This is a genomic window from Mesohalobacter halotolerans (genome assembly GCF_006120725.1).
GTDB classification, from domain to species: domain Bacteria; phylum Bacteroidota; class Bacteroidia; order Flavobacteriales; family Flavobacteriaceae; genus Psychroflexus; species Psychroflexus halotolerans.
The window spans coordinates 202,292-220,830 of sequence record NZ_SWMU01000003.1 but is presented as its reverse complement, the minus strand read 5'-3'; the positions used below and the strand labels follow the sequence as shown (position 1 = coordinate 220,830).

Below are 18,539 nucleotides of genomic sequence, written 5' to 3'. Positions count from 1 at the left end.
ATAACATATGTTTTCAAAAAAAACCCATTCGGTTTTGACAAAGTCTCAACAGAATGGGGTTTTTTTGTTAGTTGGAGTCATAGTTGTTTGTCTTTTAGGGTTTGCTTATTACAATTATAAACACCCTAAATACAATCAAAACCTAATTTATATTGATAGTACAACCCAGCTAAAAATTGATTCTTTAAAATTATTAAAGGCTAAACAAGCTAAATCTTATCAATATAAAATATATCCATTTAACCCTAATTTTTTAAAAGAAGGTAAAGCTTATCGATTGGGTTTATCTGCCGAAGAACATGATAGGTTGATGGCTTTTCGTGCCAAAGGACAATGGATAAATTCGGCTGAAGATTTTCAAGAGGTGACTAAAGTTTCTGATGAGGTTCTAAACAAGATTTCACCCTATTTTAAATTCCCAGATTGGGTTGTAGCACAACAACAAGCAAAAACACGAGAAAAACCTAAAACTGTTTTAAGCTATGAGCAGAAGAAAGATTTAAATTCAGTAACAGCAGAAGATTTAGAAAAAATAAGTGGTGTTGGTAAGGTGCTATCAAAACGTATTATCGCTTATCGAAACAAAATCGGAAAATTTAGATCCGATATTCAGCTTAAAGATGTTTGGGGACTTAAGCATGATGTCATCGATAAAATTACTGCAAAAATGACTGTAAAGTCTAATTACCAGCAACCAAAGATTGATATTAATCAAGCATCGTTAATCGAGTTGTCTGAAATCCCGTACTTTGATTATGAACTGGCTAGAGAAATATTTCAACTGATAAAAGTGAAACAAGGGATTAAATCTTTTAAAGAATTATCAAAATTACAACAATTTCCTACCTCTAAAATTGATAGAATTAAATTATATTTGACAATAAATAAGTAATTCTTATTTTTTGTTAAAATAATTAAGGAAATATTAACTATGAATACAGCTTACTTTTCAGAAGACCACAAATTGTTTAGAACAACTTTAAGAGAGTTTCTCCAAAAAGAAGTCTCGCCAAATGTAGATCAGTGGGAAAAAAAAGGAAAAATAGACCCAAGTATCTGGACAAAAATGGGCGAGATGGGCTATTTTGGTTTGGCTTATCCAGAGCAATACGGTGGTATGAATTTAGATTTTTTTTATACAACGATTTTACTTGAGGAATTACAACGTGTTAATTCAGGTGGATTCGCAGCTGCCATGTGGGCTCATGCATACTTGGCGATGACACATCTCAATGCTGAAGGTTCTGAGAAATTAAAAGAAAAATACCTTACCAAAAGTATTACTGGCGAAAAAGTAGGTTGCCTTTGTATTACTGAACCCTTCGGAGGTTCTGATGTTGCTGGAATGAAAACCACAGCAGTAAAAAAACGGGATGAATACGTTATCAACGGTTCAAAAACTTTTATCACGAATGGTGTTTATGCTGACTATCTAATAGTTGCGGCTAAAACCAATCCTGAGTTGAAATCTAAAGGCATGAGTATTTTCCTTGTTGATAGAGAAAAAACAGATGGTATATCAGCAACAAAATTAGATAAACTCGGCTGGAGAGCATCTGATACTGCAGAACTCGCTTTTGATGATGTTAGGATTCCAGCATCAAATCTTATGGGTGAAGAAAACAAAGGGTTTAACTATATCATGCAACACTTTGCTTCTGAACGTTTAATTATGGGAATTAATGCTCACGCTAGAGCAGAATATGCTATTAAATACGCTTTAAGCTACATGAAAGACCGTGAGGCTTTTGGTAAAAAACTCACTGAATTTCAAGCATTGCGACATAAAATTGCTGAAATGTCCACGAGAGTGGAGATGTGTAAGCATTTTAACTATGCCGTAGCTTCAAGATTGGACAAAGGTGAATATGTCGTCAAAGAAGCTAGCATGTCTAAATTGGAATCTACAAAAATTGCAGATGAAGTTATTTACGATTGTTTACAACTACTAGGTGGTTATGGCTATATAGAAGAATATCCGCTCGCCAGAATGCTCAGAGATTCTAGATTAGGTCCAATTGGAGGTGGAACTTCTGAAATATTAAAAGAAATTTTAGCAAAGATGATTATCGATGAAAAAGATTATAAACCAGCTACAAAATAGAGATTTATAGAGAAATGTTTTTCAGTAAAATTGATACAAATGATAGTATATTTTAAAATATTTATATTTGCGACATGTCAGGTATTATTAATTTTCTCTCCTATCTTGAAAACGAAAAACAGTATTCAAATCATACTATTTCTGCCTATCAAAACGATTTAAAAGAATTTGACCATTTTTTAAATACCAATTTTAATAAAGTCACATTAATCGATGTTGATTATTTTCAGGTGAGAGCCTGGATTGCTGAATTATCTCAACAAGATTTGAAACACAAAAGTATTAACAGAAAGTTGAGTTCGCTCAAGACTTTTTATAAGTTTTTACTCAAAACAGGTCAGGTCAAAGCTTCACCAATGCAAAAATTAAAAAGCTTAAAAACACCTCAATCTTTAAGTACACCTTTTTCCATTCAAGAAGTTGAAAATGTAATTAATAGTCTAGAGTCAAAAGACTTTTTAACATCTAGACAATCATTAATAATAGAGTTACTATATGCTACAGGTATGCGGCGAGCTGAATTGATTTCATTGCAAACCCGAGATGTTAATTTAACTAAACAGCAACTCAAAGTAACAGGTAAAAGAAATAAACAACGAATCGTACCGCTGTATGATAAAATTTGTAAACGAATAAAAGTCTATTTGCAATTTAAGCAAAAAGAGGGGTTTAGACATTCAAGTTTATTGGTTACAGCACAAGATAAACCTTTATATCCAAGTTTAGTTTACAATGTCGTAAACGATGTTTTTAAAAAATTTTCAAGTAAATCCAAAACTAGCCCTCATATTTTACGTCACACCTTTGCAACACATCTATTAAATCAAGGGTCAGATTTAAATGCAATAAAAGAACTCTTAGGTCATGAAAGTCTCTCATCTACAGAAGTTTACACGCACAATAGCATAGAGCAACTCAAACAGTCTTATTATAAAAATCACCCCAGAGAATCAAATTAGTTTTTACTTTGAAAAATATGTAAAAAAAAGTAAAAATTATTTTTTCTATGAAAATTAAACTCTATATATTTGCATTCCGCAAAAAATGCGGTAAAAAGTTAATAAAAGCCGATGTAGCTCAGCTGGCTAGAGCAGCTGATTTGTAATCAGCAGGTCGTGGGTTCGAGTCCCTCCATCGGCTCGATTTTGAAATATTGAAATGCTAAAACCCGTGTGTTTTAGTGTAATTTTGGGGAGATACTCAAGCGGCCAACGAGGGCAGACTGTAAATCTGCTGACCTAGTCTTCGCAGGTTCGAATCCTGCTCTCCCCACAAGAGCAAAAGCTTTGGAGGAACCCTCAGGTTCCCCCGAAGCGTCGGGGCTGCTCTCCCCACAAGTGCAGTTAATCTGCCATGTTCTTTAATATTTAAAAGATATCAATAAGTTTAAGATAAAAGCGGAAGTAGCTCAGTTGGTAGAGCGTCAGCCTTCCAAGCTGAATGTCGCCGGTTCGAACCCGGTCTTCCGCTCTAATTTTTTACTTCAAAAAAATTTGGTGTTCTCTGTGTAGATACCAGATTTGAATAGAGTAATGATTGGGTATTTGAAATACTTTAGGCCGACGTAGCTCAGGGGTAGAGCGTTTCCTTGGTAAGGAAAAGGTCACGAGTTCAATTCTCGTCGTTGGCTCTAGATTAAATAGATAAAAAAGTTAACACTAATATATAACTAAGATTAAATACTTTACTTATGGCAAAGGAAAATTTTGATCGATCCAAACCGCACCTTAATATAGGTACACTTGGGCATGTCGATCACGGTAAAACTACATTAACTGCAGCAATCACTAAAGTGATGGCTGATAAAGGCTTTTCAGAAGCTTCAGCTTTTGATCAAATTGACAACGCTCCTGAGGAAAAAGAGCGTGGTATCACAATTAACTCTTCTCACGTTGAGTATCAAACTGAAAATAGACACTATGCACACGTCGACTGTCCAGGTCACGCAGACTATGTTAAAAACATGGTAACTGGTGCTGCTCAAATGGACGGTGCAATTCTTGTTGTTGCTGCAACTGATGGTCCTATGCCGCAGACTCGTGAGCACATCTTATTAGGTCGTCAAGTTGGTGTACCTCGTATTGTTGCTTTCTTGAACAAAGTTGATTTAGTTGACGATGAAGAATTACTAGAATTAGTTGAAATGGAGGTTAGAGACCTATTGAGTTTCTACGATTACGACGGCGATAATGCTCCAGTTATTGCAGGTTCAGCTTTAGGTGCACTAGACGGTGATGAAAAGTGGGCCGAAAAAGTTGTTGAGTTAATGCAAGCTGTTGATGATTATATCCAATTACCTGAAAGAGAGGTTGATAAAGATTTCTTAATGCCGATTGAAGATGTTTTCTCTATTACTGGTCGTGGAACAGTTGCAACTGGTAGAATTGAGACTGGTGTTGCAAATACTGGAGATCCAGTTGAATTAATTGGTATGGGAGCAGAAAAATTAAAGTCAACAATTACTGGTGTTGAAATGTTCCGTAAAATATTAGATAGAGGTGAAGCAGGTGATAACGTCGGTATCTTATTAAGAGGTATTGAAAAAGACCAAATTACAAGAGGTATGGTTATTACTAAACCTGGTACTGTTACACCTCACGCTAAATTTAAGGCTGAAGTCTATGTATTGAAAAAAGAAGAAGGTGGTCGTCACACGCCATTCCATAATAATTACAGACCTCAGTTTTATGTAAGAACAACAGACGTTACTGGTACTATTTCTTTACCTGATGGTGTTGAAATGGTAATGCCTGGAGATAACTTAACTATTACTGTTGAATTGCTACAGCCAATTGCTATGAATGTTGGTTTACAATTTGCAATAAGAGAAGGTGGTAGAACCGTAGGTGCTGGTCAAGTTACTGAAATTTTAGACTAACTTTTATCAGTATATAAGTTGAGGTAAATGCATAAATAGTTGCTATTACCTCGACTTTTTAGTAAACGGGTTTAGCTCAGTTGGTAGAGCACTGGTCTCCAAAACCAGGTGTCGGGAGTTCGAGCCTCTCAACCCGTGCAAAGTGCGAGGCGAGTAACGAGGTTTCGGGATATCCTGAGCTTGACGAAGGGAGCCTCTCAATCTGTACGAATGAAACGAGGCAATCCCTGATTTTAGGGATAATTTGAAATATATAGGTAAGCTTTTCAACCTTAAAAAAAGTAAGAAGTGAAAAGTATTATTTTGATTTAGGTTTACCTCATAACTGAATGCAGTGAGATCTTATGCAATGTGGATTTAATGCTCAGTTTAAAAATATTGTTAACAACTAATTGGGATAAAATGTCAGGTTTAATTAATTACATAAACGAGTCATACCATGAGTTAAGAAATCATGTAACTTGGCCTTCTTATGCAGATGCACAAAGATTGATGGTTATTGTTGCTGTTTTTTCTGTCTTACTAGCATTGGCTGTTTACGGTGTAGATCAATTGTTCAGTGGTGTTATTGAGCAATACTTTAAATGGGTAAAATCATAATTATGGCCGAAACATCTCTAAAAAAATGGTACGTTGTGAGATCTATTAGTGGGTCTGAAAACAAAATTAAAGACTACATTGAGAAAGAAATTGCTCATGAAGGTCTAGAAGATTATGTAGATGAAATTTTAGTTCCAACTGAAAAGGTTGTTCAGATAAGAAACGGTAAGAAAATACAAAAAGATAAAGTTTACCTACCAGGCTACATTGTTATTAATGCAAATCTAGAAGGTGAGCTTACACACATCATCAAAAATGTGAATGGGGTAATCGGTTTTTTAGGTGAGACAAAAGGCGGTGATCCAGTACCTTTAAGAAAATCTGAAGTCAATAGATTATTAGGTAAAGTAGATGAACTAAGTACAAGTAAAGAACAAGTTAATATTCCATATTCAATTGGTGAAAATATCAAAGTAATAGATGGTCCTTTCAACAGCTTTAATGGGACTATCGAAAATGTAAATGAAGAAAAACGAAAGCTACAAGTCATGGTTAAAATTTTTGGTCGTAAAACACCAGTTGAACTTAGCTTTATGCAAGTTGAAAAAATATAAATGTTACAAGATATAGATTGTTTTATTGCTTCCCACTGAAACAATCCCATTAAAAACAAAAATAAAATGGCAAAAGAAGTAAGTAAAATTGTTAAACTCCAAGTAAGAGGTGGTGCAGCAAACCCATCACCTCCGGTAGGACCAGCACTTGGTGCTGCAGGTGTCAATATCATGGAGTTTTGTAAGCAATTTAATGGTAGAACTCAAGACAAACCTGGAAAAGTACTTCCTGTTGAAATCACAGTATATGCTGATAAATCTTTTGATTTTATCATCAAAACTCCACCGGCTGCAGTACAAATATTAGAAGCTACCAAAACAAAAAAAGGTTCTGGTGAACCTAATAGAAAAAAAGTAGCGACTATAACTTGGGACCAAATAAAAGCTATTGCAGAGGATAAAATGCAAGACCTCAACGCTTTTACTGTAGAGTCTGCCATGAAAATGGTTGCTGGAACAGCACGTTCTATGGGTGTTAATGTAAAAGGTAATGCACCTTTTTAAATGATTAAATTAAATTCAATGGGACAAATCACAAAAAAACAAAAAGAGGCTAAAGCTAAAGTTGATAGAGATAATCTCTACACTGTGGCAGAAGCTTCAAAACTTGTAAAAGATATATCTAATGCTAACTTTGATGAATCAGTAGATTTAGCAATAAGACTTAATGTAGACCCTCGTAAAGCTAACCAAATGGTACGAGGTGTTGTTTCTCTTCCTAATGGAACAGGGAAACAAACTACTGTATTAGCTTTAGTTACTCCGGATAAAGCGGATGAAGCTAAAGAAGCTGGTGCTGATTACGTAGGTCTTGATGAGTATATTGAAAAAATCAAGGGTGGCTGGACAGATGTAGACGTTATTGTTACTATGCCAAGCGTCATGGGTAAACTTGGACCCTTAGGTAGAATACTAGGACCGAGAGGTTTAATGCCAAACCCCAAAACAGGTACTGTAACTATGGATGTTGCAAAAGCTGTATCAGACGTTAAAGGTGGAAAAATCGATTTTAAAGTTGATAAAACAGGAATCGTTCACGCCTTGATAGGTAAAACATCTTTTGATGCTGATAAAATTGCAGGTAACGCTAGAGAGCTTTTAGGTACTATAGTAAAATTAAAACCTAATACGATAAAGGGAATTTATATTAAAAGTATCTATATGTCCTCTACAATGTCACCAAGCGTTGCAATTGACACTAAACGTTTCACAGATCAATAACTTTAATTATGACAAGAGAAGAAAAATCAAATATAATTAAAGAGTTAACCGATAAGTTAGCTGAAACTTCAAGTATTTATTTTACTGATATTTCTGGCTTAGATGCTCAAAATACCAATAAATTAAGAAGAGCTTGTTTTAAGGCTAATATCAAATTACTCGTCGTAAAAAATACTTTAATGGCTAAAGCCATGAGTAGTACTGATAAAGATTTTGGCGAATTAGACCAAACACTTAAAGGAAACACATCAATCATGTTTTCTGAAACTGGTAATGCTCCGGCTAAAGTTATTAAAGACTTTAGAAAAAAGAACGAAAAACCCTTGTTAAAAGGAGCTTTCGTTGATCAAGCTATATACCTCGGTGATGAATATTTAGAAACACTTGTTAATATCAAGTCTAAAGAGGAAGTCATTGGAGATATTGTAACATTGCTTCAATCACCTGCTAAAAATGTTGTTTCTGCACTTCAATCAAGTGGAGGAAAACTTGCAGGAATAGTAAAAACCCTTTCAGAAAAAGAAAGTTAAAATTAAGCACTAATAAATAAATTTAAATACAATTAAAAACGATAGAAAATGGCAGAATTAAAAGATTTCGCAGAACAATTAGTTAACTTAACAGTAAAAGAGGTTAATGAATTAGCCGATATTCTTAAAGAAGAATACGGTATTGAACCTGCTGCTGCAGCTGTAGCTGTTGCAGGTGGTGGCGCCGCTGGTGGTGGTGAAGAAGCAGAAGAGCAAACAGAATTTGATGTTGTTCTTACTGCGCCAGGTGGTTCTAAATTGGCAGTGGTTAAACTTGTCAAAGAGTTAACCGGTCAAGGTCTTAAAGATGCAAAAGCTCTTGTTGACAACGCACCATCTCCAATTAAGGAAGGCGTTGCTAAAGACGAAGCTGAATCTCTAAAATCTCAATTAGAAGAAGCAGGCGCTGAGGTTGAACTTAAATAATTTCAACTATTTGATATTTAAAGGTTTAGGCCTCAGAACCAATTGTTCTGAAGGTCTAAACCATTTTGCATTTAATAATGCAAGTGTAGTTTACACAAAATTTTTATTTCAATTTTGCTAATAAGCATTAAATTCTTTCGTAGATGTCAGTAAATCAAAATGAACGTATCAGTTTTTCTTCAGTAACCAATAAACCAGATTATCCTGATTTTTTAGATATTCAGGTAAAATCTTTTAAAGATTTTTTTCAATTAGAAACCAAACCAGAAGAACGCTCTGATGAAGGTCTTTTTAATACGTTTATGGAAAATTTTCCCATAACCGATACCAGAAATCAGTTTGTTCTTGAATTCCTTGATTATTTTATAGACCCACCAAGATATTCAATTCAAGAATGTATAGAACGTGGCCTTACATACTGTGTTCCTCTAAAAGCGAGACTAAAACTTTATTGCACAGACCCTGAACACGAAGATTTTGAAACCATTGTCCAAGATGTATATTTAGGTACTATACCCTACATGACACCAAGTGGGACATTTATCGTAAATGGTGCTGAGCGTGTTGTGGTCTCACAGTTACACCGCTCTCCTGGTGTGTTTTTTGGACAATCTTTCCACGCCAATGGTACTAAGTTGTACTCAGCTCGAGTTATTCCATTTAAAGGTTCATGGATCGAATTTGCAACCGATATCAATTCAGTGATGTATGCTTATATCGATCGAAAGAAAAAATTACCAGTAACCACATTATTTAGAGCTATTGGTTTTGAACGCGATAAGGATATCCTGGAAATATTCGACCTCGCTGAAGAAGTTAAGGTTTCAAAGACAGGACTTAAAAAAGTTCTAGGTCGTAAACTTGCTGCACGTGTCCTAAATACTTGGTATGAAGATTTTGTAGATGAAGATACAGGTGAAGTTGTTTCTATTGAAAGAAATGAAATTGTTCTTGATCGTGATAGCGAACTAGAAAAAGATCACATAGAAAAAATATTGGAAACAGGTTCTAAAACCATTTTACTTCATAAAGAAGATAGTAGTAACAGTGATTATGCTATCATTTATAATACCTTACAAAAAGATCCAACCAACTCAGAGAAAGAAGCTGTTGAACATATTTACAGGCAATTGCGTAATGCTGAACCGCCTGATGAAGAAACCGCAAGAGGCATTATTGACAAGTTGTTTTTTAGTGATCAACGATACAACTTAGGCGAAGTAGGTCGCTATAGAATGAACAAAAAATTAGGTCTTGATATCCCGGAAGATAAAAAAGTCTTAACCAAAGATGATATAATTACAATTATCAAATACCTTATTGAGCTTGTTAATTCTAAAGCCGAGGTAGATGATATCGACCACCTTTCTAATAGACGCGTAAGAACGGTTGGCGAACAATTGTCTCAACAGTTCGGAGTTGGTCTAGCTAGAATGGCTAGAACCATAAGAGAGCGTATGAACGTTAGAGATAACGAAGTATTTACACCAATCGACTTGATTAATGCCAAAACGTTATCTTCTGTAATTAATTCGTTTTTTGGGACCAATCAGTTGTCTCAATTTATGGATCAAACCAACCCAATTGCAGAGCTTACAAATAAACGGCGAATGTCCGCACTAGGACCTGGTGGTTTGTCCAGAGAACGTGCTGGCTTTGAAGTTCGCGATGTTCACTTTACACATTACGGAAGGTTATGTCCAATTGAAACACCGGAAGGACCAAATATTGGTTTAATTTCTTCTATGTCTGTGTTTGGAAAAATAAACGCTCTAGGATTTATTGAAACACCTTATAGAAAAGTTGAGAATGGTGTCATTGATTTCAAAAATGAACCACTTTATCTTTCTGCAGAAGAAGAAGAAGAGAAATTGATTGCACAAGCCAACATTCCTACAAATGATAAAGGCAAAATACTCTCTGAAAAAGTAATTGCAAGAAAAGAAGGTGACTTCCCAGTTGTAGACCCAAAAGAGGTTGATTATATTGATGTGGCACCAAACCAGATCTCATCAATTTCTGCATCTTTAATCCCTTTCTTGGAACACGATGATGCAAACCGTGCATTAATGGGATCTAATATGATGCGCCAAGCTGTCCCATTATTAAGAGTAGATTCGCCAATTGTTGGTACTGGTCTTGAAAGACAAGTGGCTAAAGATTCAAGAGTATTAATCAATGCAGAAGGTGAAGGTGTTGTCGAATATGTAGACGCTCAAAAAATCACGATAAAATATGATCGTACTGAGGAAGAAAGACAAGTAAGCTTTGACTCTGATTCTAAAACATACAATCTTATAAAATTTAGAAAAACTAACCAAGGAACTTCTATCAACCTGAAGCCTATAGTTAGTGTTGGAGAAAGAGTAACCAAAGGTCAGGTTTTATGTCAAGGTTATGCTACTGAAGCTGGAGAATTGGCTTTAGGTAGAAACATGAAAGTTGCTTTCATGCCCTGGAAAGGATACAACTTTGAGGATGCCATTGTGATTTCTGAAAAAGTAGTACGAGACGATATTTTAACCTCAATTCACATTGATGAATATTCATTAGAGGTTAGAGATACAAAATTAGGAAATGAAGAGCTTACAGCAGATATTCCTAATGTTTCTGAAGATGCGACCAAAGATCTCGATGAAAATGGTATGATCAGAGTAGGTGCTGAAATTAAACCAGGAGATATCCTCATTGGTAAAATTACACCCAAAGGAGAAAGCGATCCAACACCTGAGGAAAAATTATTACGAGCAATTTTTGGAGATAAAGCCGGAGATGTAAAAGATGCATCATTAAAAGCTTCACCCTCATTAAGAGGTGTTGTCATTGATAAGAAACTGTTTGCACGTGCAATTAAAGACAAAAGAAAACGTGCAAAAGATAAAGAGCAGATCAATAAACTTGAAGCTAAATATCATGTAAAATTTGAAGAGCTTAGAAATATTTTAATCGATAAATTATTTGCTCTTGTTAATGGCAAAACAGCTCAAGGCGTTCAAAATGATTTAGGGGAAGATGTTTTACCGAAAGGCAAAAAGTTCACCCAAAAGATGCTAAATTCAGTTGAAGATTTTACACATCTTACTAAAGGGACATGGACGACTGATAAACACCTTAATAGTTTAATTGCTGATTTGCTTCACAATTATAAAATTAAGAAAAACGATCTTCAAGGAAATTTAAGACGTGAAAAGTTTACTATTTCTGTAGGCGATGAATTACCTTCTGGTATTTTAAAACTGGCTAAAATTTATGTCGCCAAAAAGCGTAAATTGAAAGTTGGAGATAAGATGGCTGGACGACATGGTAATAAAGGTATTGTTGCCAAAATTGTTAGAGAGGAAGACATGCCTTTCCTTGAAGATGGAACACCAGTAGACATCGTATTAAATCCACTTGGTGTACCTTCTCGTATGAATATTGGTCAAATTTATGAAACCGTATTAGGTTGGGCAGGTCAAAAGCTTGGTCAGAAATATGCTACACCAATTTTTGATGGTGCAACGATAGATCAAATTAATGAATTGACAGACAAAGCTGGTATTCCAAGATACGGTCATACTTATCTTTACGATGGTGGTACCGGAGAGAAATTTGATCAACCAGCAACCGTAGGTGTGATATACATGCTCAAACTCGGTCACATGATTGAGGATAAAATGCACTCGCGTTCTATTGGACCATATTCATTAATTACACAACAACCATTAGGCGGTAAAGCTCAATTTGGTGGTCAGCGTTTTGGTGAAATGGAAGTTTGGGCACTTGAAGCTTATGGCGCTTCGAGTACTTTACGCGAGATTTTAACTGTGAAGTCTGATGATGTTATCGGTAGAGCAAAAACCTATGAAGCTATAGTTAAAGGTGAACCAATGCCAGAACCTGGTTTACCCGAATCATTTAATGTTTTAATGCACGAGCTCAAAGGCCTTGGATTAGATATTAAATTGGAAGAGTAAATGTTTAGTAAAATAAACAGGCTAATATTTTAAAATTAATTCTTTTAAACTTGTACAATGACAAGACATAACGATAAGAATACTCAAGCAAAATTTAATCAAATATCAATTGGTTTAGCTTCACCTGAAAAAATTCTTGGTGAATCTAGAGGTGAAGTTTTAAAACCAGAAACCATAAACTATAGAACCCACAAGCCGGAAAGAGATGGCTTGTTCTGTGAACGCATCTTTGGCCCTGTTAAAGATTACGAATGCGCCTGTGGTAAATATAAAAGAATACGATATAAAGGTATCGTTTGTGATAGATGTGGTGTTGAAGTTACAGAGAAGAAAGTCAGAAGAGATCGAGTTGGACACATCAATTTGGTTGTTCCTGTAGCTCACATTTGGTACTTTAGATCTTTACCAAATAAGTTAGGTTACCTTCTCGGTATTCCATCGAAGAAGCTTGATATGATTATCTATTACGAAAGATATGTGGTGATTCAACCAGGTGAGGCAAAAAATGAAGATGGAGAATCATTACAAAAAATGGATTTTCTCACCGAAGAAGAATACCTCAACATTTTAGATAGCTTACCTCAAGAAAATCAATACTTAGAAGATGATGACCCGAACAAGTTTATCGCCAAAATGGGCGCTGAGTGTTTGATTGAAATTCTTAAGCGTATAGATCTTGATGAGCTTTCTTATGACCTTCGACATAAAGCCAATCACGAAACTTCTAAACAGAGAAAGACTGAAGCTCTAAAAAGACTTCAAGTTGTTGAAGCTTTAAGAGACTCTAAAAATAATCGAAATAATAATCCGGAATGGATGATTATGAAAGTTATTCCTGTTATTCCACCAGAACTAAGACCTTTGGTTCCACTTGATGGCGGACGTTTTGCAACTTCAGATCTTAACGATTTGTACAGACGAGTTATTATCAGAAACAACCGTTTAAAGCGTTTAATGGAGATAAAAGCGCCTGAAGTCATTCTTAGAAATGAAAAGCGTATGCTTCAGGAATCTGTAGACTCATTATTTGATAATACCAGAAAATCGTCTGCAGTAAAAACTGACTCCAACAGGCCATTAAAATCACTTTCAGATTCATTAAAAGGAAAGCAAGGTCGCTTTAGACAAAACTTATTAGGTAAACGTGTAGATTATTCTGCGCGTTCAGTTATTGTCGTTGGACCGGAGTTGAGTATGTATGAATGTGGCTTACCAAAAGATATGGCTGCAGAGCTTTACAAGCCATTTATAATCAGAAAATTGATAGAAAGAGGCGTCGTAAAAACTGTAAAATCTGCAAAAAAGATAATAGACAAAAAAGAACCTATCGTCTGGGATATTTTAGAAAATGTACTAAAAGGTCACCCTGTTTTACTTAACCGTGCTCCAACATTACACAGATTAGGTATACAAGCATTTCAACCTAAACTAATAGAAGGTAAGGCGATTCAGCTTCACCCATTAGCATGTACTGCATTTAATGCAGATTTTGATGGAGATCAAATGGCTGTGCACTTACCATTAGGCCCTGAAGCAATTTTAGAAGCACAACTATTAATGCTGGCTTCTCATAATATTTTAAATCCAGCAAATGGATCTCCTATTACCGTACCTTCTCAAGATATGGTTCTTGGTTTATATTACATGACAAAAGAACGTAAGTCAGACAAAGATTATAAGGTAAAAGGTGAAGGACTAACATTTTATTCTTTTGAAGAGGTTAATATAGCTTTAAATGAAGGTAAAGTTGAACTTAATTCATCAATTAAAGTTAGAGTTAAGGACAATAATCCTGAATCTGAAAAAACTCATAAGATTATAGAAACCACAGTAGGAAGAGTTATTTTTAATGAACACTTACCAGAACAAGTTGGTTACGTCAATGAGGTTCTTACCAAGAAGGCATTGAGAAACGTCATTGGTGCAGTAATTAAGAAGACTAGCGTTCCTGAAACGGCTGAATTCCTTGATAAAATTAAAAGCTTAGGTTATAATTATGCTTTTAAAGGTGGATTATCCTTTTCTTTAGGTGATATCATTATTCCTGAAGAAAAACAACAATTGATCGATGAAGCCAACGCTCAAGTTGATACTATTGTTGGAAATTACAACATGGGACTTATCACCAATAATGAAAGATATAATCAGGTTATTGATATTTGGACGGCTACCAATGCCAATTTGACCGAGCTCGCTATGAAACGTATATCTGAAGATAAGCAAGGTTTCAACTCTGTATATATGATGCTCGATTCAGGTGCCCGTGGTTCTAAAGAACAAATTAGACAACTTACCGGTATGAGAGGTTTGATGGCTAAGCCAAAAAAATCAACTTCCGGAGGTGGAGAAATAATTGAAAACCCAATTTTATCTAACTTTAAAGAAGGACTATCAATTTTAGAATACTTTATTTCCACACACGGTGCCCGAAAAGGACTTGCCGATACGGCATTAAAAACCGCAGATGCAGGATACTTAACAAGAAGACTAGTTGATGTATCTCAGGACGTAATCGTCAGAGAAGAAGACTGTGGTACGTTAAGAGGTATTGAAGTTTCTGCCCTGAAGAAAAATGACGAAGTTGTAGAAACATTAGGTGAAAGAATTGTAGGTAGAACTTCACTGAATGACGTTGCTGATCCAATAAGTGGTGAAGAGATTTTAAAAGCCGGTGAAGAAATTACTGAAGACAAAGCAGAAATGGTAGAAAATTCTGCATTAAACAGTATTGAGGTTAGATCACCACTGTCATGCGAATCTAAAAAAGGAATTTGTGTGAAATGTTATGGTAGAAATTTATCTACCGGAAAAACTGTTCAAAAAGGTGAAGCTGTTGGTGTTATAGCTGCCCAGTCTATTGGTGAGCCTGGTACACAGTTAACCCTTAGAACATTCCACGTAGGTGGTATTGCAGGAAACATTTCTGAAGATAATAAACTTGAAGCTAATTTCGATGGAAAAGCCGAAATTGAAGACTTAAAAACTGTCAACAGTAAAGACAATGAAGGCAATGATATTAAAATTGTCATTTCCAGAACTTCAGAACTCAAAATAGTTGATAAAAAAGCTGGAATAGTTTTATCTACAAATGTAATTCCTTACGGTTCTCAATTATTTATTAAACCTGGCGATACTGTCAAAAAAGGTGATGTGATTTGTAAATGGGATCCATACAATGGTGTTATCATATCAGAATTTGCAGGTCAAGTCAAGTTTGAAAACATCGAACAAGGTTTAACCTATCAAATTGAAACTGATGAACAAACAGGATTTCAAGAAAAGGTAATTACTGAATCTAAAAACAAGCGCAAGATCCCAACACTTCATATTTTAAATACAAAAGGTGAAAATATAAGATCTTACAATTTGCCGGTTGGCGCTCACTTGATCGTGAATGATGAAGAGAAAATTAAAGAAGGTAAAATTTTGGTAAAAATACCAAGAAGCTCTTCTAAAGCTGGTGATATCACTGGTGGTTTACCAAGATTGACAGAATTGTTTGAAGCACGTAACCCTTCTAATCCAGCTGTCGTAAGCGAGATTGATGGTGTTGTGTCTTTCGGTAAGATCAAACGAGGAAACCGTGAAATCATCATTGAGTCTAAACTTGGAGAGACAAAGAAATATTTGGTTAAACTATCCAATCAAATTTTAGTACAAGAAAATGATTATGTGAGAGCTGGAATGCCGCTTTCAGATGGTTCTGTGACACCTAATGATATATTGAATATCAAAGGGCCAAGTGCTGTACAGCAATACTTAGTAAATGAAGTTCAAGAAGTCTATAGACTGCAAGGTGTTCAGATTAATGATAAGCACTTTGAAGTTGTTGTCAGACAGATGATGCAAAAAGTCAAAATCAAAGATTCTGGCGATACGACATTCCTAGAAAATCAATTGGTACATAAACTTGATTTTATAGAGGAAAACGATAATATCTTTGGCAAAAAAGTTGTTGAAGATCCAGGTGATAGTGAAACTCTAAAAGCTGGTCAAATTGTCACATTACGCGAATTAAGAGATGAAAACTCTATCTTAAAACGTGAAGACAAGAATCTAGTTGATGCTAGAGATGCTGAATCAGCAACAGCTATGCCTGTATTGCAAGGTATTACAAGGGCATCACTACAAACCAAGTCATTTATCTCTGCAGCATCTTTCCAAGAGACGACAAAAGTGCTTAACGAAGCGGCTGTAAGTGGTAAAATAGATAAACTTGAAGGCTTGAAAGAAAATGTTATTGTAGGCCACAAAATACCAGCAGGTACTGGCTTAAGAGAATTTGACGACATTATCGTTGGTTCTGAAGAAGAACTCGACAATATGCTAAAACCTGAAGACATGCAACCAAATGTTAGTGTAAACTTAAATTAAAAACGCTATGAGCAAAGACGAGAAAGCCAAAAAAAATCAACTCAATATTCAATTAGATGAAAATATCGCTAATGGGACTTATAGTAACTTAGTGATTATAAATCACTCATCTACAGAATTTGTACTTGATTTTGTAAGCGTTATGCCAGGTGTTCCAAAATCTAAAGTTAAATCTAGAATGGTTTTAGCTCCACAACATGCTAAGCGTTTACTGAGGGCTTTATCTGAAAACATCAAGCGCTACGAAAGTTCGCATGGAGAGATAAAGGAGGACCAAAAACAACAACACAATATACCAATGAATTTTGGTCCGACAGGAGAAGCTTAAATTCAACTCAGCTGTCTCAAAACTTTTTTGCAATTTGAACTTGTTTCATACGCAATAAGTTTTGAGACAGTTTTTTATTTTTGAGATTACTACAATTTATACTTTAAAGGCCTTTATATATATTTGAAGTAAAATCTCATCACTGATAAATTTATCTTTCAAGTCATCAAAAACTGATTGTGACATAAACGAGATGCCCCATTTGGTTCTATCGATCTTAAATTGCTCACTTAAGATTTTTACAGCTTGCATATCATTTCCAAATTTAATCTCAGAAACAAATTCAACAGAATTTATCGCCCCTTTGAGTTCTAAATCGCCTTTTATTTTGAATTTATTTTTATAAGGCTCTACTGATTTGATTTTAAAGTACGCTTTAGGATACTTTTTAATATTAAAAAAGTGATCTTCCTTACCTTCTACAGTACCTTTTAAATGGTTTTCTAAGTCAATTTTGTCTTGACCTTTTAAATCTTCAACTACTATACTTTTCATCGCAATGGTAAACTTACCTGAAACTAATTTACCCTCTTTAAGTTCCATTTCGCCAGACTGAACCTTCATAGAACCATTGTGTTCTCCTGTAGGTTTTGAGCCCACCCAATTAATTATAGACGAATCTTCATCAACTTCAAATTGTCCTGAAACATTTAAAGCAGGTTCTGGTTTTGATATTTTTTCTTTTTTTTCATCAGTTTTACACCCTATTGCAACGTTGAATAAGGTTAATAGACAGATAAAGTTTAATGACTTTTTCATATGAATTAAAATTTTAATTGAAGTAAAAATACTTAATTTTGCGAATCTTTAAAATGATGACAATTTGACATAAAAGTTGTCTTGGCAATTGATTTGACAATTTAAAATATAATATAATTAATTAGTATGAAAAAAGAAAATACAACAATAAAAGATGAAGCTTTAGACAAGGATAAAAAAAGCACAAAACAATCTTCGTCTAAAGAACACAATTCAAAAGCTAAAAATAAAGCGTCAAAATCACAGGATACCCCAAAAAATGAAGCTGATTCTAAGACGCAAAATGAGGTTGATGATAAAAACACTTCACAGGAGAGCTCAGCAGATGATCAAGCAGAAGAATCTCTGACAAAAGAAGAGCAACTTCAGCTAGATGTGGAAAAACAAAAAGATAAATACTTAAGACTGTTCGCTGAATTTGAGAATTACAAAAGAAGAACAAGTAAAGAGCGTTTAGAATTATTTAAAACTGCTTCACAAGAGCTCATGCAAGCTATGTTGCCTGTTTTGGATGATTTTGACAGAGCATTAAAAGAAATCAATAAATCTAAAGACAAAAACCTTATTGAAGGAGTTGAGCTCATTAATAACAAATTGAGAGAAACACTTAGGTCAAAAGGCTTAGAACCTATGAATGTCAAAGAAGGCGATACCTTTGATGGTGACATCCATGAAGCCGTAACTCAAATACCTGCACCAGACAAATCTATGAAAGGAAAAATTGTAGATGTTGTAGAAAGAGGCTACACTTTAGGTGAAAAAATAATAAGATTTCCTAAAGTTGTCACTGGCAAATAGGTGTTACTTTA

General features: G+C 34.9%; 15 protein-coding genes and 5 tRNA genes. 19 read left to right on the top strand and 1 reads right to left on the bottom strand.

Translation table 11 applies throughout. The features are described from left to right. The first annotated feature begins 7 nt into the window (after window positions 1–7). The 18 genes from FCN74_RS08185 to FCN74_RS08100 all read left to right on the top strand — a co-directional run bounded on the left by FCN74_RS08185 (window position 8) and on the right by FCN74_RS08100 (window position 16,971). Window positions 8–892 carry a helix-hairpin-helix domain-containing protein gene (locus FCN74_RS08185; RefSeq protein WP_138932108.1) on the top strand — a complete coding sequence of 295 codons (885 nt, stop codon included), beginning with the start codon at window positions 8–10 and terminating at the stop codon, window positions 890–892. 39 nt (window positions 893–931) lie between these two features. Continuing rightward, a complete protein-coding gene (locus FCN74_RS08180) occupies window positions 932–2,104 on the top strand; it encodes an acyl-CoA dehydrogenase family protein (protein ID WP_138932107.1) in 1,173 nt (390 codons plus the stop codon). 74 nt (window positions 2,105–2,178) lie between these two features. Continuing rightward, window positions 2,179–3,063, top strand: coding sequence for a tyrosine-type recombinase/integrase (locus FCN74_RS08175; RefSeq protein WP_138932106.1), 885 nt, complete (start codon window positions 2,179–2,181; stop codon window positions 3,061–3,063). Between the two features lie 107 nt (window positions 3,064–3,170). Continuing rightward, window positions 3,171–3,244: transfer RNA gene (locus tag FCN74_RS08170), tRNA-Thr, on the top strand. A 50-nt stretch (window positions 3,245–3,294) separates the two neighbouring features. Then, a tRNA-Tyr gene (locus tag FCN74_RS08165) sits at window positions 3,295–3,376 on the top strand. 125 nt (window positions 3,377–3,501) lie between these two features. Beyond that, window positions 3,502–3,574, top strand: a tRNA-Gly gene (locus FCN74_RS08160). Between the two features lie 88 nt (window positions 3,575–3,662). After that, window positions 3,663–3,734, top strand: a tRNA-Thr gene (locus tag FCN74_RS08155). A 60-nt stretch (window positions 3,735–3,794) separates the two neighbouring features. Next, on the top strand, window positions 3,795–4,982 hold the full coding sequence (gene tuf, locus FCN74_RS08150; protein WP_138932105.1) for an elongation factor Tu: 1,188 nt from the start codon (window positions 3,795–3,797) through the stop codon (window positions 4,980–4,982). A 65-nt stretch (window positions 4,983–5,047) separates the two neighbouring features. Continuing rightward, window positions 5,048–5,120: transfer RNA gene (locus tag FCN74_RS08145), tRNA-Trp, on the top strand. 264 nt (window positions 5,121–5,384) lie between these two features. Beyond that, window positions 5,385–5,582: a preprotein translocase subunit SecE gene (gene secE / locus FCN74_RS08140; protein WP_138932104.1), complete on the top strand. Its 198-nt coding sequence runs from the start codon at window positions 5,385–5,387 to the stop codon at window positions 5,580–5,582. Window positions 5,583–5,584: 2 nt separating this feature from the next. Continuing rightward, window positions 5,585–6,136 (top strand): transcription termination/antitermination protein NusG, encoded by a 552-nt coding sequence (gene nusG, locus FCN74_RS08135; RefSeq protein WP_138932103.1) that lies wholly within the window; start codon window positions 5,585–5,587, stop codon window positions 6,134–6,136. Window positions 6,137–6,202: 66 nt separating this feature from the next. Then, on the top strand, window positions 6,203–6,640 hold the full coding sequence (gene rplK / locus FCN74_RS08130; RefSeq protein ID WP_138932102.1) for a 50S ribosomal protein L11: 438 nt from the start codon (window positions 6,203–6,205) through the stop codon (window positions 6,638–6,640). Window positions 6,641–6,658: 18 nt separating this feature from the next. After that, window positions 6,659–7,357, top strand: coding sequence for a 50S ribosomal protein L1 (rplA, locus tag FCN74_RS08125; RefSeq protein ID WP_138932101.1), 699 nt, complete (start codon window positions 6,659–6,661; stop codon window positions 7,355–7,357). Window positions 7,358–7,365: 8 nt separating this feature from the next. After that, a complete protein-coding gene (rplJ, locus tag FCN74_RS08120) occupies window positions 7,366–7,887 on the top strand; it encodes a 50S ribosomal protein L10 (protein ID WP_138932100.1) in 522 nt (173 codons plus the stop codon). A 48-nt stretch (window positions 7,888–7,935) separates the two neighbouring features. Further along, window positions 7,936–8,313 carry a 50S ribosomal protein L7/L12 gene (rplL, locus tag FCN74_RS08115; RefSeq protein WP_138932099.1) on the top strand — a complete coding sequence of 126 codons (378 nt, stop codon included), beginning with the start codon at window positions 7,936–7,938 and terminating at the stop codon, window positions 8,311–8,313. A 143-nt stretch (window positions 8,314–8,456) separates the two neighbouring features. Beyond that, entirely contained in the window at window positions 8,457–12,269 is a 3,813-nt protein-coding gene (rpoB, locus tag FCN74_RS08110) for a DNA-directed RNA polymerase subunit beta (RefSeq protein ID WP_138932098.1), read from the top strand. A 57-nt stretch (window positions 12,270–12,326) separates the two neighbouring features. Next, on the top strand, window positions 12,327–16,643 hold the full coding sequence (gene rpoC, locus FCN74_RS08105) for a DNA-directed RNA polymerase subunit beta' (protein WP_138932097.1): 4,317 nt from the start codon (window positions 12,327–12,329) through the stop codon (window positions 16,641–16,643). Window positions 16,644–16,650: 7 nt separating this feature from the next. Next, entirely contained in the window at window positions 16,651–16,971 is a 321-nt protein-coding gene (locus FCN74_RS08100) for a DUF3467 domain-containing protein (protein ID WP_138932096.1), read from the top strand. Window positions 16,972–17,067: 96 nt separating this feature from the next. Here FCN74_RS08100 and FCN74_RS08095 read toward each other — a convergent pair whose 3' ends face one another. Beyond that, window positions 17,068–17,730 (bottom strand): YceI family protein, encoded by a 663-nt coding sequence (locus FCN74_RS08095; protein WP_138932095.1) that lies wholly within the window; start codon window positions 17,728–17,730, stop codon window positions 17,068–17,070. A 126-nt stretch (window positions 17,731–17,856) separates the two neighbouring features. Here FCN74_RS08095 and FCN74_RS08090 point away from each other — a divergent pair, with 126 nt between their 5' ends. Further along, the gene (locus FCN74_RS08090) at window positions 17,857–18,528 is read left to right on the top strand and encodes a nucleotide exchange factor GrpE (RefSeq protein ID WP_138932094.1); all 672 of its coding nucleotides are present in this window, start codon (window positions 17,857–17,859) and stop codon (window positions 18,526–18,528) included. Window positions 18,529–18,539: the final 11 nt, after the last annotated feature.

Coding starts and splice junctions, on each gene's coding strand:
- tuf (WP_138932105.1), top strand. CDS start 3,795: ATGGCAAAGGAAAATTTTGATCGATCCAAACCGCACCTTAATATAGGT.
- rpoB (WP_138932098.1), top strand. CDS start 8,457: ATGTCAGTAAATCAAAATGAACGTATCAGTTTTTCTTCAGTAACCAAT.
- FCN74_RS08100 (WP_138932096.1), top strand. CDS start 16,651: ATGAGCAAAGACGAGAAAGCCAAAAAAAATCAACTCAATATTCAATTA.
- secE (WP_138932104.1), top strand. CDS start 5,385: ATGTCAGGTTTAATTAATTACATAAACGAGTCATACCATGAGTTAAGA.
- FCN74_RS08090 (WP_138932094.1), top strand. CDS start 17,857: ATGAAAAAAGAAAATACAACAATAAAAGATGAAGCTTTAGACAAGGAT.
- rplL (WP_138932099.1), top strand. CDS start 7,936: ATGGCAGAATTAAAAGATTTCGCAGAACAATTAGTTAACTTAACAGTA.
- FCN74_RS08185 (WP_138932108.1), top strand. CDS start 8: ATGTTTTCAAAAAAAACCCATTCGGTTTTGACAAAGTCTCAACAGAAT.
- FCN74_RS08180 (WP_138932107.1), top strand. CDS start 932: ATGAATACAGCTTACTTTTCAGAAGACCACAAATTGTTTAGAACAACT.
- rplJ (WP_138932100.1), top strand. CDS start 7,366: ATGACAAGAGAAGAAAAATCAAATATAATTAAAGAGTTAACCGATAAG.
- FCN74_RS08175 (WP_138932106.1), top strand. CDS start 2,179: ATGTCAGGTATTATTAATTTTCTCTCCTATCTTGAAAACGAAAAACAG.
- rpoC (WP_138932097.1), top strand. CDS start 12,327: ATGACAAGACATAACGATAAGAATACTCAAGCAAAATTTAATCAAATA.
- rplK (WP_138932102.1), top strand. CDS start 6,203: ATGGCAAAAGAAGTAAGTAAAATTGTTAAACTCCAAGTAAGAGGTGGT.
- nusG (WP_138932103.1), top strand. CDS start 5,585: ATGGCCGAAACATCTCTAAAAAAATGGTACGTTGTGAGATCTATTAGT.
- FCN74_RS08095 (WP_138932095.1), bottom strand. CDS start 17,730: ATGAAAAAGTCATTAAACTTTATCTGTCTATTAACCTTATTCAACGTT.
- rplA (WP_138932101.1), top strand. CDS start 6,659: ATGGGACAAATCACAAAAAAACAAAAAGAGGCTAAAGCTAAAGTTGAT.